The organism is Frigoribacterium sp. AC759 (assembly GCF_979256015.1).
Map to the genome: position 1 here is coordinate 299,676 of NZ_CEEDMT010000002.1, position 15,364 is coordinate 315,039.

Below are 15,364 nucleotides of genomic sequence, written 5' to 3' on the forward strand. Positions count from 1 at the left end.
TCAGCCTAGTCGCGAGCGGAGCGGCGGACCCCGGTGAGCAGCACGGCGACCACGAGCGCCGACACTGCGGCGACGAGCAGCGCCAGCACCACGGCGACCCCGGCGGCGGGGCCGGATGCGCCGACGCCGGAGACGAGGTAGCCCTGCCAGCCGAGCGCGGCGGCCACGGGCGACAGGATGCCGAAGCCGAGCACCGCGGCGATCACGACGGCCGCGACGACGGCGATGGGGCCGCGGCGGTCGACGAGCCCGGCGTCGCCGGCGCGGCGCGAGACCGCGACGACTCCGACGAAGGCTGTGAGGGCGCCGATCAGCGGGACGGCCAGGGTGGCGACGACGGCCGTGCCGAGCGACTCCCCCGCGACCAGAGCGAGCACGAGGGTGAGCGCGATCACGACGACGACGGCACCGGCCGAGATCGTCAGCACGGGGTTGGCCCGGGTGATCGACGCCCGGAGGGTCGCCAGACGGCCTTCGCCCGCGGCGGACGGGGCGACGGCGGGGGTGTCGGAGGAGGGGGCTGTATCGGAGGTGGAGGCCACGGCACCAGTCGAGGCGACGGCGTCGGTCGAAGCGACGGCGCCGGTGGGGGCGACATCGGAGGAGGCGACGTCGGAGGTGCCGACGACGGGCGACGACGGCACGACGGCCGGAGCGGAGCCGGTCGAGGTGGTGGCAGCGGCAGCGGCCGCCGTCTCCCCCGTCGACCCGGCGGCCAGCCGCTCGCGCTCGGCGATGCGGGCGGTCTCCTGGCGGGCGGCCAGATCGGCCGCGACCTCCTCCGGGGTGACGATCGGGATCAGGTTGGTGTCGCTGTCGTCGAGATCGGGGGCGACCGGTGCGGCGGCACCCGGCGCACCTGCTGAACCCGCGCCTCCTCCGATGACGTCGATGACGCCGGTGAAACGCAGACGGGTGCGCTCGAGCACGAGTGCCGCCTCGTCCGTTCCGACTCGGCTGATCTCGTTCTCCCAGCGGGCGAAACGGGCAGCCTCGGCACGTCGCGCGAGCATCTGGGCCTGGACCACGGCCATCAGGTCGACGGTGGCGGTGTCGTCGAACCGCCTGGTGACCAGCCGGGCGAGCACGTCGTCGTCGAGCGTCACACGCTCGGGCGGCTGGGGCAGGTCGGGGCCGACGGGCACGGCGAAGACGGGGATGGTGATCGCCGAGGTGGCGACGGAGTGCCGGGGCGCGCTGGCCGGACGGGAGTCGGCCACGTCGTTCTCGACGACGGTCGGCGCGGGCACGTCGGCACGGTGGGTGGGGATCGAGGCGGGGCGCGGGGCGATGCTCTCGCGCGCCTCCGGGAGGACTGTCTGGGACACGGGGTGGAGCTCCTGCGGGGTCGGCGTCGTGAACGGCGCCGGGGTGGGGGTGGGCTCGACGAACGACGAGCGGAACCGATGCGGATCGCCCTCGGGAGGCGCGTCGGCGGCCGTCCACAGCAGGTTCGCATTCTCGGTCATGCGTGGATGGTACGTCCGCGGGGGCGTGATATCCGGGCGGCTCGCCGGGCCGACCGGGACAAAAGCGTTCCGCAGGAGGCGCGGCGCGGCCCCCGCGGGCGACGAAGCGGTCAGCGCCCGGCGATCGCCTCGGCGAGGTAGGGGGCGGTGCGGCTCTCCGACGAGGCGGCGACCTCCTCCGGGGTGCCGACCGCGACGACCCGGCCGCCGGCGTCGCCGCCCGCCGGACCCATGTCGACCACGTGGTCGGAGGCCGCCACGACGCCCATGTGATGCTCGACGACCACCACCGTGTTGCCCGCGTCGACCAGCCCCTGCAGCTGCGCCACGAGCAGTTCGACGTCGGCGGGGTGCAGACCCGTGGTCGGCTCGTCGAGCAGATACAGGGTGTGACCCGTGCGGGCGCGCTGCAGCTCGGTCGCCAGCTTGATGCGCTGCGCCTCGCCGCCGGAGAGCTCGGTCGCCGGCTGCCCGAGGCGCAGGTAGCCGAGCCCCACCTGCAGCAGGGTCTCGAGGGCGCGGGAGGCGGCCGGCACCTCGCCGAGGAACGCGGCGGCCTCCGTGACGGTCATCGCGAGGACGTCGGCGATGCTGCGACCGTTCCAGGTCACCTCGAGGGTCTCCGCGTTGTACCGGGCGCCGTGGCACTCGGGGCACGGCGCGTAGCTGCCGGGCAGGAAGAGCAGCTCGACCGAGACCGCCCCCTCGCCCTGGCAGACCTCGCACCGGCCGCCCACCACGTTGAACGAGAAGCGACCCGCCGTGTAGCCGCGGGCCCGCGCCTCGTCGGTCGCCGCGAAGACCGAGCGCACCGCGTCGAACAGCCCGGTGTACGTCGCCAGGTTCGAGCGCGGCGTGCGACCGATCGGACGCTGATCCACCTGCACCACGCGATCCACGCCCTCGTGGTCGACCGCCGTCTCGGCGAGGACGCCGCCGACCAGCGTCGACTTGCCGGAGCCGGACACGCCGGTCACCGCCGTGAGGACGCCGTGCGGCACGTCGACGTCGACGCCCTGCAGGTTGTGCCGCGACACGCCTCGCAGCGCCAGGACCCCGGTGGGCTCACGGCGCGGGCGCGCCCTGGACGCGGGATCGGGCGCCGGGTCGAGGAACCTCCGCGTCACCGAGCGGTCGACCCCGGCGAGGCCGGCGACCGGGCCGCTGTAGAGCACCGCGCCTCCTTCGCTGCCGGCACCCGGTCCGACGTCGACGACCCAGTCGGCGCGACGGACGATGCTCATGTCGTGCTCGACGACGAAGACCGAGTTGCCGCTCTCGCGCAGCTCCTCGAGCACGGCGACCAGCGGTTCGGCGTCGGCCGGATGCAGACCCGCGCTCGGCTCGTCGAGCACGTAGACCACGCCGAAGAGACCGGAGCGGAGCTGCGTGGCGATGCGCAGGCGCTGCATCTCGCCGGGCGAGAGCGTCGGAGTGGCGCGCCCGAGGCTGAGATAGCCGAGCCCCAGACCGTCGAGGACGGCCGTTCGGGCCAGGAGGTCGGCGGCCAGGGTCACCGCGACCTCGGTGACCTCGCCGGAGGACGCGTTCGACACGGCCGCCGTCGCCGACGTCAGGGTCGCGGTCGGGCGCAGCACCTCGCCCAGCTCGGCCAGGGGCAGCGCGTTCAGATCGGCGATCGTGCGACCGGCGAACGTGACGGCGAGAGCCGCGCGCGTGAGACCGCTGCCGCCGCAGAGCGTGCAGGGCCCGCTCTCGACGAAGCGCAGCACCTTGGTCCGCTGGGTCTCGCTCTGCGAGTCGGCGAGGGTGTGCAGCACGAACGCCCGTGCGCTCCAGAACCGGCCCTTGTAGGGCTTGGCGACGCGATCGCGCTGCGGGACGACCTCGACGACGGGCTGCTCGTCGGTGTAGAGCAGCCAGTCGCGGTCGGCCTGCGGCAGCTCGCGCCACGGGCGGTCGATGTCGTATCCGAGCCCGGCCGTCACGTCGCGGAGGTTCTTGCCCTGCCAGGCCCCCGGCCAGGCGGTGATGGCCCCGTCGCGGATGCTCAGACCGGGATCGTGCACCGCGGAGGCCTCGGTGACCTCGTGGGCGACGCCCAGCCCGTGGCAGCGCGGGCAGGCCCCGGCGGCCGTGTTGGGCGAGAACGAGTCCGACTCGAGGCGCGCCGCGCCCGCGGGGTAGGTGCCCGCCCGCGAGAACAGCATGCGCATCGAGTTCGAGAGGGTGGTGACGGTGCCGACGGTGGACCTCGAGCTCGGGGCCCCGCGGCGCTGCTGCAGGGCGACGGCCGGGGGCAGGCCGGTGATCTCGTCGACGTGGGGCGACCCGCCCTGCGCGATCAGTCGACGCGCATAAGGGGCGACGGACTCGAAGAACCTGCGCTGCGCCTCGGCGTAGATCGTGCCGAACGCGAGCGACGACTTGCCCGAGCCGGAGACGCCCGTGAAGGCCACGATGCTGTCGCGCGGCACGTCGACGTCGACCGCCCGCAGGTTGTTCTCGCGGGCGCCGCGGACCCTGACGAAGCCCCGCGCGTGCACGTCGATCTCGGAGCGGGGCAGGTCGGGAGGCGCGGTGTCGGGCATCCGGTCGATGGTAGAGGTGCACGGCGGCGGGGGGCCACCGGCGTGCCCTCGGATGTCGGTGGTCGCTTCTAGCGTGGCAGCGTGCCTGAGCCGATGGACAGCTGGTGGGCGCGACGGCGGACGTCGCGCGGGCTCGCCGTGCCCTACGCGGTGGGGGCGTACCGCGAGGCGTGGGCGTCGTTCCCGGTGCTCGTGCGGCAGTACCGACCCGAGCACAACGGCGGCATCGTGCTCAGTCAGATCCCGCCCGCCGCCGACGTGTACCTCTGCTGGCTGTGCGACGCCGGGCACCTGTTCGTGGCCACTCCCGACGAGCAGCGGAACCGACCGGGGCGCGAACGGCGCCGCTCGTCGTGGTGCCCCGACTGCAGCGAGCAGGCGAAGCCGCGGGCTCTGCCGATGCGACCGCCGATGGCACCGGCAGCCGCCGTACGGGAGCAGGCGGCGAGCCTGGGAGGCGCGGCGCCGGTGGTCGGGTCGCCTCGCGTCGCGCAGACGGCGGGGCCGCCGCCGGCCGAGCTCGCGCCCGTGCGCCCCGCTCCCCCCGTGCGTCCGGATCCGCCCGTGCGTTCGGATCCGCCGGTGCGCGCCGATCCGCCGGTGCGCCCGACCGCGGTTCGACGGGCGAAGCCCACCCGCGCCTCCCAGCCGATCTGCGACAAGACCCCCGCCGTGCCGACCGGCACCCCGTTCGTCAGCGTCTGCGCGCCGAGACCGGCCTCGGCGGTGGAGGCCGAGCTGCGGGCCGAGCTGACCGCCCGGCTCGAGTTCGAACCGGGACTGAACGCCGTGCGCGTGGGTCGGCCGTTCTTCGACCACGTCGAGGTGTGGCCCGACATCGTCCTCTCCGAGCTGCGGGTCGCGATCGAGTACGACTCCACCGGCCGGCACGGACTCGAGCACGTCGGCCGGCGCGAGGTCGCCGACCGCCGCAAGGACGCGGCGCTGCGGGCGGCGGGCTGGCAGGTCGTCCGGCTGAGGACGGGCAGGTTGCCGATGCTCGGCCCCCACGATCTGCAGCTGTCGGGGTTCACCCGCCAGACGGTGCCGAGACTGCTCGACGAGCTGCGGGTCATCCGCGGGTCGCTGTTCGTCGACGCCTACCTGAGGGGGTGACTCCTGCGCGCCTCAGCCCTGCGCGTCTCAGCCCTGCAGCGTCTCAGCCCTGCAGCGCGAGCGCCTCGCTCGTCCAGCGGGCGTGTCGACTCCACGGGTCGTCCGTGCCGGCGGCGAGGGTCGCCACGTGCACGTCGAGCACCTCGTTGACAGCGAACCACTCGGTGCGTCCGAACCGCCAGGCACCGAACTGCTCGTGGCGACGGCGCTCGACACCCCGGTCGCCGCGCTCGAACGCGAGGACCTCGTGATGCCAGAGGCGCCCGAGACGCTGCCGGGGGTTGGCCGTCGTGCCGATCTTGATCCGGTCGTCGAAGCGGATGTAGTAGACGACGTCGACCCGAGGAGGCGCGAGGTCGCGGTCGGGCACGTCACCCTGCCGCCACTCGCACACGGCGCAGAGCCACCCCGACGGCCAGTGCACGCCGAGCCGCGACCCGCAGGCCGCGCAGGGCGAGGGCAGGAGGTCGGTCGCGCCGTCGACGACGGCGGCGCGGGCAGCCGCCCACTCGGTCGCGACGACCAGATGGCATTCACAGAGGGCGACGGGGCTGCCGGCGACCACGGGGTGATCGCAGCGTGCTTCGGCGGGTCGACCCGCGCCTCCTCGGCAGGTGTCGACGGGTCCGAGCTCGGAGGTGTCCATGTCGGCACGATAGGCGGGGCCACCGACAGTCGGCCGCCGAGGCCGCGGGTCGATCGGGGTCGTGGTCGCGGTCGCGCTGCCGGTCGAGCTGCCGACCGAGCCGTCAGTCGAGCTGCCGGTCGAGCTCGCGGTCGAGCTGCCGGTCGAGCTCGCGGTCGAGCGGTCAGTCGAGCTCTCGGTCGACGCGGAGTCCGAGCGGGTGCGGCCCGAGCAGCAGCCAGACGGCCCCGGCGCCGATCGGGAACAGCACGACGGCGATGGTCCAGATGGTCTGCTCGAGCGCTGTCGTGTCGGCTCGTCGCCGGACGGCCCGCACGATGCTCAGCACGATCGCCGCGTAGACGGCCACGGCCACCACCGCGAGCACCACTGTGCCCCATTCGCCCCATCCGCTCATGCCGACAGACTACGGGTGCCGCCCGGTGGGCGTGCCGATCCGTGCACACCGCTCCGCGCACACCGCTCAGTGCGTGCCGCTCAGTGCACGCCGCTCAGTGCGTGCCGCTCAGCAACGCGAGCACATCGGCGTAGCGCCCCTCGGCCTCGGCATGACGGAGGAACCCGACCCGCTCGACGAGGATCTCGTGGGCGTCGGGCTGCGACTCGAGCAGCATCATCGTCTCGTCGAGGTACTCGTCGAGCGGCATGGCCGAGGGGTCGTCCTGCTGACCGAGCAGGGTGGTCTGCACCGCCGGTGGTACGAGCTCGACGATCTGCACGGACGTGTCGGCGAACTGGACGCGGATGCCCTCGCTCAGCGAGTGGATCGCCGCCTTGGTCGCGTTGTAGGTCGGCGTCATCGGCAGGGGCACGCTCGCGAGCCCCGACGACACCGTGACGAACGCCGCCGCGGGTCGCGCCTGCAGATGCTCGGTCCAGGCGGCGAGCAGTCGGATGGGCCCGAGCAGATTGGTCGTGACCGTCGCCTCGGCCGTCTCGACGAACGCGGCGGTCGTGACGTCCTCCGGCAGCATGATGCCGGCCATCGCGACGACGACGTTCGTCTCGGGCCAGCGCCGCTGCGCCTCGCGCGAGACCGCGACCACGGCCTCCGGGTCGGTGGTGTCGAGCACGATCGACTCGATGCCGGGGTGGTCGCGCACGATCTCGTCGAGCAGCGCGGCACGGCGGCCCGCCACGACGACGGTGTTGCCCGCCGCCTGCAGCCGGAGCGCCAGCCCCAGACCGATGCCCGACGTGCCGCCGGGGATGAACACGGTGTTGCCGCTGATCTTCATGAGGTGCTCCTACTCGTAATGGATGTGACACCACCCTCGCCCGAGGAGGCGCGGCGCGGCAGAGCGCGCCTGTCCAGGGATCGACGCTCCCTGGTCGGGCGCCACCGGGGCTGACAGCATGGCGGCATGGACCGTGCCGAGCTCGCCGACTTCCTGCGTCACCGACGCGAGTCGCTCCGCCCCTCCGACGTCGGTCTGCCCGACGGAGAGCGTCGGCGCACCGCCGGTCTCCGCCGGGAGGAGGTCGCCGCGCTGGTCGGCATGTCGACCGACTACTACGCCCGGTTGGAGCAGCAGCGCGGGCCCCAGCCCTCCGAGCAGATGCTGATCGCCCTGACCCGCGGACTGCGCCTCGGTCTGGACGAGCGCGACCACCTCTACCGGCTGACCGGGCACCATCCGCCGCGTCGCACCAGGGGCGGGGAGCACGTCAGCCCGGCCCTGCTGCGGGTGCTCGACCGGCTCGACGACACCCCGGCGCTCGTGCTGAGCGACCTCGCCGAGACGTTGGCGCAGAACCCGCTCGCGGTGGCCCTGCTCGGTGATCAGCGTCGGCACGAGGGGCTGGCCCGCAGCGCGTTCTACCGGTGGTTCACCGATCCGGCCGAGCGCGCCTCCTACCCCGCCGACGACCATGAGCACCAGCTCGCGCTGCAGGCGTCGGGTCTGCGTGCCGCCCTGAGCATGGCGGGCGGCGGCGGCCGACCCCGCGAGCTCGTGGAGGCGCTGCTGGACGCGAGCGACGAGTTCGCCGCGCTGTGGCGGCGGCACGAGGTGCACCAGCGCTTCGACGACCGCAAGACCCTCGTGCACCCCGAGCTCGGGCTCATCGAGGTCGACTGCCAGGCGCTCTTCACGGAGGATCAGTCGCAGACCCTGCTCGTGCTGACCGCCCGCCCCGGGTCGCCGGACGCCGAGAAGCTGCGACTGCTCGGGGTGATCGGCAGCCAGCGCTTCGTGGAGTGAGGAGGCGGGGCGTCCGCCGGCGACGGCGCGGGGCACGGCATGATGGGCGCACGACGACGTGAGCCCGAGGAGCAGCCATGCCCGCACCAGCATTCCCCACTGCGACGCACACGCCCCTTCGCGGGGGGCCGACTCTGCGCTGGGGGGTCATCGGCCCCGGCGAGATCGCCGGCGACTTCACCGACGCCCTGCATGCGCACACCGATCAGCGGGTGGTGGCCGTCGCGTCGCGCAGCCTCGAGCGGGCCGAGGCGTTCGCCCGAGCACACGGCGTCGGGTCCGCCTTCGACAGCGCGGAGGCGATGGCGGCCTCCCCCGACGTCGACGTCGTCTACGTCGCGACTCCTCACACCCGGCACCTGCCCGACGCGCTGATCGCCATCGCCGCCGGCAAGCACGTGCTGATCGAGAAGCCGCTCGCGACGACTCCGGCGGAGGCCGACCTCATCGGGGCCGCCGCGAGCGACGCCGGGGTGCTCGCCATGGAGGCGCTCTGGACGCGCTACCTGCCCCACACGACGGTGATGGCGCGCCTCCTCGCCGACGGCGCGATCGGCGACGTGCGTCTCGCGACGGCCGACGTCGCGTGGGCGAACGACCTCTCGGCGCCCGGCCGCATGACCGACCCCGCCCTCGGCGGCGGGGCGCTGCTCGACATCGGCGTGTACGCGTTCTGGTTCACCCAGTTCGCCACCGGCCACCCCGTCGAACGGCGGGCCTCGGGGTCGACCCGAGCCGACGGCGTCGACCTCGACGCGGCCGTCGTCACGCGCACGGCCGACGGGGTGCTCGCGACGGCGGCCACGAGCCTGCGGGCCACATCGCCGGGCATCGGAGCCGTGCTGGGGTCGGGCGGGTCGCTCCGCACCCTGCGGAACCTCGTCTTCCCGACCTCGTTCGAGCTCACCACGGCGAGCGGCACGGCGATCTGGGACGACCCGTCCGTGCCGACCGGACGCCAGGGGCTCGCCTACCAGGCCGCGGCACTCGCCTCGTTCGTCGACGCCGGACTCCGCGACTCGCCCCTGCACTCGCTGGCCGACTCGAGGTCGATCCTGTCGACGATCGAGGCGGCCCGCGCCTCCTTGACCGTCGTCGACGACGTCTGAGCGGGAGCGGCGGGGCGCGCCTGCTCGACGGCATCGGCGGCTCGTGGCCGAGAGCGGCTACCGGAGCACCGCTCAGTAGGCTGTCGCCATGACGCGCGCCCGGCTGATGGTCCCCTTCCGACTCGTCCTCGCCGTGCTCGGCCTCGCGGCCGTCGGCACGCAGTTCGGCGTCACCCTGACGAACGACTACGGCATCGTCAACTTCTTCTCGTACTACACGAACCTCAGCAATCTGTTCGCCGTGGTCGTCTTCACCGTCGGGGCGGTGCGCACCCTGCGACGGAGACCCGGCAGTCGCGCCTGGGACACCGTGCGACTCGTCAACGTCGTCAACATGGTGTTCGTCGGTCTCGTCTTCAACCTGCTGCTCGCCGGCGTCGGGGGCGGAGTCATCCCGTGGGTGAACGTGGTCGTGCACATGCTCGTGCCCGTGGCCGCGCTGATCGACTGGCTCGTGCTGCCGGCCGGTCGACGACTCCCCTGGTCGGCCGCCCTGGTCGGCCTCGTGACCCCGGTGGTCTACAGCGTCTACACGATCGTGCGCGGGGCCCTCATCGGCTTCTACCCGTACCCGTTCTACGACCCGGCGGCCCAGGGCGGCGCGGGTGGCGTGGCGATCTACGTCGGGGTGCTTCTGCTCGCCCTCATCGCGCTGTCGTTCGCCCTCGTCGCGGTGGGGCGCCTGGCCGGCCGTCTCTGGAAGTCGACGCGGCGCGGCTGAGTCGACCCGCGCCTCCTCGGGGCCCATGAGGGGTCGATGAGTCGGAACACGCCGCGGGTCCGTCTGCGGGCGCGGCGTGTTGCGACTCATGGAGGGTGGGGGCTGGGGGCTGGGCGCTCGCAGTCCGGTCGATGAGTCGAGACACGCCGCAGGACTCACGGAGCCGCGGCGTGTCATGACTCATCGACCCCGCGCTCGGTTATCAGGCGCCTGACGCGAGCTACGAAGGCGTCGGCGAGAGGTCCCAGATCGTCGTCCGTCGCCTGGACCTGCCGCCAGCCGGCGTCCTCGAACGCCTCGCGGCGCCGTATGTCGTCGCGGTACGTGAAGCGATCGGTGCGGTGGTGGTCTCCCTGGTATTCGAGCGCGACCTTGGCCCCGAGATGAGCGACGTCGACGTACCCGATGAGCCGCCCGTCGGAGTCGTGGACGGGCTCATTGACCGACAAGCCGGTGATCCCCGCACGCACGAGGAGCAGTCGCAGGTCGGTCTCGCGAGGCGACCAGACATTCGGCACCGCCAACTCGAGCGCCGAACGCGCCGTCGTCGCCCCGCGCCGTCTACCGCCTGCCCTGATCGCGGACGAGAGCACCTCCCGGTCCAGCTCTCTCGCCTGCGGATGCGTCGACCACCTCCCCATCAGGGCGTCGGCGATCGTGACCACGTCGTCCAGCGTCATCGAGGCCGCGGACTGCGACCACGCCGTGACGGGATCGACGATCGGCAGCCCCCTGAGATCGACCGAGGGTCCGAGGCGTGCCGCCGTCGCCGTGTGCCCGACGACTCCTGGTCGCCGAACACGTCTGCCTCGCGGGGACACGACATGCAGCGGGCCCCGCGCGGGATCGTGCCCTCGCGGGAGAGGCAGCCCCCAGAGGGCCAAGGCGGTCAGGTGGCTGAACGCGGTGCCGTGGCCCAGGGCGGGGGCGAGCGCGCGACACCGGTCGTCGAGTGCGACGCCGCCGGACCAGGCGCGCACGCCCCAGTGCGGAGTCACGAGGTCGCTCCGCCGAAGTCGAGCGAGGCCGATCCCGAGCGCCCGGCCTTCCGTGACTGAGAACGGGCGGCCGACGAGGGCGGCGGGCAGGGGCTCGGGTGGAGGCATGCGGACAGGGTCGCGCTACTGGCACCGCGCCTGGGGGTTGCTCGGGGCGACCTGTGCAGAGGACAGGATGCGCGGCATCTGTGCAGGGGTGAGCAGGGGCGAGCTTTGGCGACGAGGAGTCACGACACGCCGTGGGGGCGTCCGGGGGCGCGGCGTGTTGTGACTCATCAACCCCATAGCCAGTGGGGCGGAGCGGGGCGGGGTCAGGCGCCGAGGAGGAGGCGCAGACCGAGCACGGTCATCACCACCGCGATGATGGCGTCGAGCACCCGCCAGGCCCCGGGCCTCGCGAAGACGGGACGCAGGAGGCGCGAGCCGAATCCGAGGGCCGAGAACCAGACGAGACTGCCCACCACCGCACCCGCCGCGAACCACCAGCGGAGCTCCCCCGGCTGCTGATTCGCCACCGAACCGAGGAAGACGATCGTGTCGAGATAGGTGTGGGGGTTCAACCAGGTGAAGGCGAGGGCCGTCAGCACGGCCGTCGAGACGCGGACCGTCTGTACCGGCTGGCGACCGTCAGCACCGCCCGGGGCGGCGACGGGGACCAGCGCACCCACCGGCCGCAGCGCGCGGACCGCCGCGAACGCCGCGTACACCAGGAGGAACCCGGCACCCACGAGTCGCACCACGACGACGACCTCGGGCACGGCCGTGATGAGGGCGCCGACGCCGGCCACTCCGGCGCTGATCAGCACGGCGTCGCTGACCGCGCAGACCACCACGACGGGCACGACCACGCGGGTCACCCCGGTCAGACCGACCCGCAGCACGTACGCGTTCTGCGCACCGATGGCGACGATGAGGGCGAGGCTGGTGCCGAAGCCGAGGAGGGCGATCGGAAGGCTGGTCTCTAGGTGCACGACGTCGACGGTACGGGCCCCTTCGGCATCTCTCCAGCTCATGTTCTCGATGGCGCATAAGCTCAGCTCATGGCCCGGTTCACCCTCGATCAGCTCGACACCCTGCGGACGATCGTCGACGAGGGCACGTTCGAGGCGGCGGCTCAGCGACTGCACATGACCCAGTCGGCGGTCTCGCAGCGCATCAAGCTGCTCGAGACGACGGCCGGCGCGGTGCTCCTCCGACGGACGAGCCCGGTCGCGACGACCCCGGCGGGGGACGTCGTGCTCCGCCTCGCCCGGCAGATCGACCTGCTGTCCGCCGACGTCGCCTCCGAGCTGGGAGGCGCGGGCACCGACCACGGACCGTCCACCCTGCCGATCGCCGTCAACGCCGATTCGTCGGCGACGTGGTTCCTCGACGCGCTGGCGGACGTGGCGGCGAGTCATCCGGTGGTGTTCGACCTCCGCCGCGCCGACCAGGAGCACACCTCGGCGCTGCTCCGGTCGGGCGACGTGCTGGCCGCGGTCACTGCGACCCGGGCGCCCGTGCAGGGCTGCGTCGTCGAACCGCTCGGCGTCATGCGCTACCGCGCCGTGGCGAGCCCCGCCTTCGTCGAGCGCCGGTTCGACGGCCGAGTCGACCTGGATATCGTCGACCGGGTGCCGATGGTCGTCTTCGATCGGACGGACACGCTGCAGCACGAGTTCGTCCGACGCGTCACCGGGCGAGACGCCCGCGCGCCTCGCCACCATGTGCCCGCCTCGGCCGACTTCGCGAGGGCGACCGTGCTCGGACTCGGATGGAGCATGCTGCCCGAGGAGCAGGCGCGGCCCGAGATCGAGGCGGGCCGTCTAGTCGAGCTCGCCCCCGACTCCCCCGTCGACGTCACGCTGTTCTGGCAGCGCTGGACGCTCGGGTCGCCCCTGCTCGACGCCGTGACGGAGGCGGTCCTGCGGACGGCGGGGCGCAGACTGCACCCGATGTCGGGCGGTCCGCGCCCCGCCGGACGCAGCGGCGCCTAGTCGCCGCGGGGCTCCCGAGGAGGCGCGGTGTCGGCATCCGCATCGGCCGGCGGCACCACGGGCGCACCCGACGCAACCGCGGCGGCCGTGGCCGACTCGCCGGCGGCGGAGGTCGCGGCAGACGTCGCGGCCGACGGCGCAGGTGTCGAGCGACCGCGGCTCGCCGCCTCCAGCTCCTCCGCTTCGTCCCCCGAGACGGCCTCGCCCCGCGCGACCATCCCGGCCACGTCGCTCAGCGCGATCTGCGGCAGGAACAGCGCCAGGATCAGCGCCACCGCGATGAACGGCACCAGGTACGCGAACACCGGCGCGAGCGAGTCGGCGTAGGCCTCGACGACGAGGCGGCGGATGGCCTCGGGCAGCTCGTTGAGCGCGGCCGGGTCGAGGGTCGCCGTCGCGGACGATGCATCGCTCGGCGACGCCCCCGCGTCGGTGAAGACCGTCGTCAGGTTCGAGGTCAGGCGGCTGGTGAACATGGCGCCGAAGACCGCGACGCCGAGCGCCGCCCCGACCTCGCGGAAGTAGTTGTTCGTGCTGGTCGCGGTGCCGACGTTCGCGGCGTCGACCGAGTTCTGCACGACGAGCACCACGACCTGCATGATGAGGCCGAGCCCCGCGCCGAAGACGAACAGGAACACGCAGATCAGCGGCAGCGGGGTGTCGGCCGTCAGAGTCGTGAAGAGCAGCATGGCGATGCCCGTGAGGATCGTGCCGACGATCGGGAAGATGCGGTATCGGCCGGTCTTGGAGATCAGGTTGCCCGAGAGGATCGACGTGCCGATCAGACCCGCCATCATCGGCAGCAGCAGGAGTCCCGACACCGCCGCGGAGGCGCCGGACGACATCTGCAGGAACGTCGGGACGAAGGCGATCGCCGAGAACATGCCGATGCCGAGCACGAAGCCGATGCCCGTGGCGAGCACGAACACCTTGTTGCGGAAGAACGACAGCGGGATGATCGGGTCGTCGGCACGCGACTCGACGAACACGAACAGCCCGACGGCGACGAGCACGCCCGCGCCCCAGAGCCAGGTCTCGCCGGCGCCCCAGCCGTGGTCGGCCTGACCGCCGAACTCGGTGAAGAAGATGAGGCACGTGGTCGCCGCCGACAGCAGCACGACGCCGAGCACGTCGATCCGCTTGGTGGCCTTCTTCCCGGGCAGGGTGAGCGCCATCCACGCGATGATGAACGCGGCGACGCCGACCGGGATGTTGATGTAGAACGCCCACTGCCACGTGAGGTGGTCGACGAAGAAGCCGCCGAGCAGCGGGCCGCCGATGGCCGAGAGGCCGAAGACGGCACCGAGCGGGCCGAGGTACCTGCCGCGCTCGGAGGCGGGCACGATGTCGGCGATGATGGCCTGCGACAGGATCATCAGCCCGCCGCCGCCGAGCCCCTGGATGGCGCGGAAGACCACGAACATCCAGAAGTCGTCGGCGAAGGCGCAGCCGATGCTGGCGAGCGTGAAGATCGCGATGGCCGCCAGGAACAGATTGCGTCGACCGAGCACGTCGCCGAACTTGCCGTAGATCGGCATGACGATCGTCGTGGCGAGCAGGTAGGCGGTGGTGATCCAGGCCTGGTGCTCGACGCCGCCGAGCTCGCCGACGATGGTCGGCATGGCGGTCGACACGATGGTCTGGTCGAGGCTCGAGAGCAGCATGCCCGAGATGAGGGCGCCGAAGATGATCCAGATCCGCCTCTTGGTGAGGAGGAACGGCGCGTCGCCCTTCGTGGCGGTGGCGGTGGTGGGCGTGGTCATGGTCGACTCAACGGGCCTCTCGGTCGGACGGTTCGGTGATGGCGGGGGTCGTGATGGGGGTCGCGGCGGGGCTCGCGGCGGCCGTCGCGCTCGAGACGGCGAGCAGATCGCGGGCGAGGTCGAACCAGCTCGCGAGGACGTCGTCGAACCGGCGCGACGGGGCGTCGAGCTCGAAGAAGAACTGCTCGACGGCGCGCTGGGTCAGCGCGGTGGCGAGCGTGAACGCGGCGTCGACGCGCGGGTCGTCGACCGGGAGCCCCTCGTGGCGGGCGATGGCGGCGATCACCCGGCGCTTCTGCTCGTCGCCCTGGCGCATGATCGCGGCGAAGAGCCTGGGCTCGCGCTCGAGCACGGCGCGGAAGGCCGCGGCGCGCTCGCGTGTCAGCCCGACCTGCTCGATCCGGGCCACGATCAGGCGCGACAGGTCGTCGAACACGGTCTCGAGCGGCAGGAGGCGCGGGTCGCGTGACGAGGCGGCGTACGCCTCGAGGGCGTGGTCGTCGTCGTCGATGGCCGTGCCCACGACGACGTCGTCCTTCGAGGCGAAGTGGTTGAAGAACGTGCGACGCGAGATGCCCACGGTGGCGCACAGCTCGTCGAGGGTGAAGCCGGCCAGCCCGTCGGCCGCCGTCCGTCGGCGGGCCTCGGCGATCAGCTCGGCCCGGACGCGGACCCGCCGGAGGGCCGTCTTGCCGATCGTCTCGGGGGCGGCCCCGGTGCTCGTGTCGGTCATCGCGCCTCCTGCTCGATCGTCGTCCCGATGGTGCGGCGACGGTGCCGAGGGCGGAATGCCCGAGATGCACTATTGCA

At 72.9% G+C, this 15,364-nt stretch carries 14 protein-coding genes; 5 read left to right on the forward strand and 9 right to left on the reverse strand.

Annotated features, from left to right (window positions below):
• Nucleotides 1-5: 5 nt before the first annotated feature.
• Nucleotides 6-1,469, reverse strand: coding sequence for a hypothetical protein (locus ACZ6JE_RS04300; protein ID WP_464318278.1), 1,464 nt, complete (start codon nucleotides 1,467-1,469; stop codon nucleotides 6-8).
• Nucleotides 1,470-1,579: 110 nt separating this feature from the next.
• Nucleotides 1,580-4,021: an ATP-binding cassette domain-containing protein gene (locus ACZ6JE_RS04305; protein ID WP_464318279.1), complete on the reverse strand. Its 2,442-nt coding sequence runs from the start codon at nucleotides 4,019-4,021 to the stop codon at nucleotides 1,580-1,582.
• Between the two features lie 81 nt (nucleotides 4,022-4,102).
• Here ACZ6JE_RS04305 and ACZ6JE_RS04310 point away from each other — a divergent pair, with 81 nt between their 5' ends.
• Nucleotides 4,103-5,137 carry a zinc-ribbon domain-containing protein gene (locus tag ACZ6JE_RS04310; RefSeq protein ID WP_464318280.1) on the forward strand — a complete coding sequence of 345 codons (1,035 nt, stop codon included), beginning with the start codon at nucleotides 4,103-4,105 and terminating at the stop codon, nucleotides 5,135-5,137.
• Between the two features lie 43 nt (nucleotides 5,138-5,180).
• Here the strand turns inward: ACZ6JE_RS04310 and ACZ6JE_RS04315 are convergent, their stop codons facing one another.
• The 3 genes from ACZ6JE_RS04315 to ACZ6JE_RS04325 all read right to left on the reverse strand — a co-directional run bounded on the left by ACZ6JE_RS04315 (nucleotide 5,181) and on the right by ACZ6JE_RS04325 (nucleotide 7,021).
• Complete coding sequence (locus tag ACZ6JE_RS04315) at nucleotides 5,181-5,783, reverse strand: GIY-YIG nuclease family protein (protein ID WP_464318281.1); 603 nt, start codon at nucleotides 5,781-5,783, stop codon at nucleotides 5,181-5,183.
• A gap of 163 nt (nucleotides 5,784-5,946) precedes the next feature.
• A complete protein-coding gene (locus ACZ6JE_RS04320; RefSeq protein ID WP_320479992.1) occupies nucleotides 5,947-6,180 on the reverse strand; it encodes a hypothetical protein in 234 nt (77 codons plus the stop codon).
• Between the two features lie 94 nt (nucleotides 6,181-6,274).
• The gene (locus tag ACZ6JE_RS04325; RefSeq protein ID WP_464318282.1) at nucleotides 6,275-7,021 is read right to left on the reverse strand and encodes an SDR family oxidoreductase; all 747 of its coding nucleotides are present in this window, start codon (nucleotides 7,019-7,021) and stop codon (nucleotides 6,275-6,277) included.
• Nucleotides 7,022-7,147: 126 nt separating this feature from the next.
• Between ACZ6JE_RS04325 and ACZ6JE_RS04330 the strand changes: the two genes are divergently transcribed.
• From ACZ6JE_RS04330 to ACZ6JE_RS04340, 3 genes are all read left to right on the forward strand, one after another.
• Nucleotides 7,148-7,987 carry a helix-turn-helix transcriptional regulator gene (locus ACZ6JE_RS04330; RefSeq protein WP_243214054.1) on the forward strand — a complete coding sequence of 280 codons (840 nt, stop codon included), beginning with the start codon at nucleotides 7,148-7,150 and terminating at the stop codon, nucleotides 7,985-7,987.
• A gap of 77 nt (nucleotides 7,988-8,064) precedes the next feature.
• On the forward strand, nucleotides 8,065-9,096 hold the full coding sequence (locus tag ACZ6JE_RS04335; RefSeq protein WP_243214055.1) for a Gfo/Idh/MocA family protein: 1,032 nt from the start codon (nucleotides 8,065-8,067) through the stop codon (nucleotides 9,094-9,096).
• Nucleotides 9,097-9,184: 88 nt separating this feature from the next.
• Nucleotides 9,185-9,817 (forward strand): Pr6Pr family membrane protein, encoded by a 633-nt coding sequence (locus ACZ6JE_RS04340; RefSeq protein ID WP_192060238.1) that lies wholly within the window; start codon nucleotides 9,185-9,187, stop codon nucleotides 9,815-9,817.
• A 173-nt stretch (nucleotides 9,818-9,990) separates the two neighbouring features.
• Here the strand turns inward: ACZ6JE_RS04340 and ACZ6JE_RS04345 are convergent, their stop codons facing one another.
• The gene (locus tag ACZ6JE_RS04345) at nucleotides 9,991-10,497 is read right to left on the reverse strand and encodes a hypothetical protein (RefSeq protein WP_464318283.1); all 507 of its coding nucleotides are present in this window, start codon (nucleotides 10,495-10,497) and stop codon (nucleotides 9,991-9,993) included.
• Between the two features lie 629 nt (nucleotides 10,498-11,126).
• Nucleotides 11,127-11,828: a LysE/ArgO family amino acid transporter gene (locus tag ACZ6JE_RS04350; RefSeq protein ID WP_464318284.1), complete on the reverse strand. Its 702-nt coding sequence runs from the start codon at nucleotides 11,826-11,828 to the stop codon at nucleotides 11,127-11,129.
• A gap of 27 nt (nucleotides 11,829-11,855) precedes the next feature.
• Here ACZ6JE_RS04350 and ACZ6JE_RS04355 point away from each other — a divergent pair, with 27 nt between their 5' ends.
• Nucleotides 11,856-12,791 (forward strand): LysR family transcriptional regulator ArgP, encoded by a 936-nt coding sequence (locus ACZ6JE_RS04355; RefSeq protein ID WP_464318285.1) that lies wholly within the window; start codon nucleotides 11,856-11,858, stop codon nucleotides 12,789-12,791.
• Here the strand turns inward: ACZ6JE_RS04355 and ACZ6JE_RS04360 are convergent.
• Together ACZ6JE_RS04360 and ACZ6JE_RS04365 are read right to left on the reverse strand one after the other, a co-directional pair.
• Nucleotides 12,788-14,554 (reverse strand): MDR family MFS transporter, encoded by a 1,767-nt coding sequence (locus ACZ6JE_RS04360; RefSeq protein ID WP_464318286.1) that lies wholly within the window; start codon nucleotides 14,552-14,554, stop codon nucleotides 12,788-12,790. The genes ACZ6JE_RS04355 and ACZ6JE_RS04360 overlap by 4 nt on opposite strands.
• 7 nt (nucleotides 14,555-14,561) lie before the next feature.
• Nucleotides 14,562-15,287 carry a TetR/AcrR family transcriptional regulator gene (locus ACZ6JE_RS04365; protein ID WP_464318287.1) on the reverse strand — a complete coding sequence of 242 codons (726 nt, stop codon included), beginning with the start codon at nucleotides 15,285-15,287 and terminating at the stop codon, nucleotides 14,562-14,564.
• Nucleotides 15,288-15,364: the final 77 nt, after the last annotated feature.

What these genes read in the sequence shown, in the direction of transcription:
- ACZ6JE_RS04300 (WP_464318278.1), bottom strand. Translation starts at nt 1,469, where the DNA reads ATGACCGAGAATGCGAACCTGCTGTGGACGGCCGCCGACGCGCCTCCC.
- ACZ6JE_RS04305 (WP_464318279.1), bottom strand. Translation starts at nt 4,021, where the DNA reads ATGCCCGACACCGCGCCTCCCGACCTGCCCCGCTCCGAGATCGACGTG.
- ACZ6JE_RS04315 (WP_464318281.1), bottom strand. Translation starts at nt 5,783, where the DNA reads ATGGACACCTCCGAGCTCGGACCCGTCGACACCTGCCGAGGAGGCGCG.
- ACZ6JE_RS04320 (WP_320479992.1), bottom strand. Translation starts at nt 6,180, where the DNA reads ATGAGCGGATGGGGCGAATGGGGCACAGTGGTGCTCGCGGTGGTGGCC.
- ACZ6JE_RS04325 (WP_464318282.1), bottom strand. Translation starts at nt 7,021, where the DNA reads ATGAAGATCAGCGGCAACACCGTGTTCATCCCCGGCGGCACGTCGGGC.
- ACZ6JE_RS04330 (WP_243214054.1), top strand. Translation starts at nt 7,148, where the DNA reads ATGGACCGTGCCGAGCTCGCCGACTTCCTGCGTCACCGACGCGAGTCG.
- ACZ6JE_RS04335 (WP_243214055.1), top strand. Translation starts at nt 8,065, where the DNA reads ATGCCCGCACCAGCATTCCCCACTGCGACGCACACGCCCCTTCGCGGG.
- ACZ6JE_RS04340 (WP_192060238.1), top strand. Translation starts at nt 9,185, where the DNA reads ATGACGCGCGCCCGGCTGATGGTCCCCTTCCGACTCGTCCTCGCCGTG.
- ACZ6JE_RS04345 (WP_464318283.1), bottom strand. Translation starts at nt 10,497, where the DNA reads ATGACGCTGGACGACGTGGTCACGATCGCCGACGCCCTGATGGGGAGG.
- ACZ6JE_RS04350 (WP_464318284.1), bottom strand. Translation starts at nt 11,828, where the DNA reads ATGAGCTGGAGAGATGCCGAAGGGGCCCGTACCGTCGACGTCGTGCAC.
- ACZ6JE_RS04355 (WP_464318285.1), top strand. Translation starts at nt 11,856, where the DNA reads ATGGCCCGGTTCACCCTCGATCAGCTCGACACCCTGCGGACGATCGTC.
- ACZ6JE_RS04360 (WP_464318286.1), bottom strand. Translation starts at nt 14,554, where the DNA reads ATGACCACGCCCACCACCGCCACCGCCACGAAGGGCGACGCGCCGTTC.
- ACZ6JE_RS04365 (WP_464318287.1), bottom strand. Translation starts at nt 15,287, where the DNA reads ATGACCGACACGAGCACCGGGGCCGCCCCCGAGACGATCGGCAAGACG.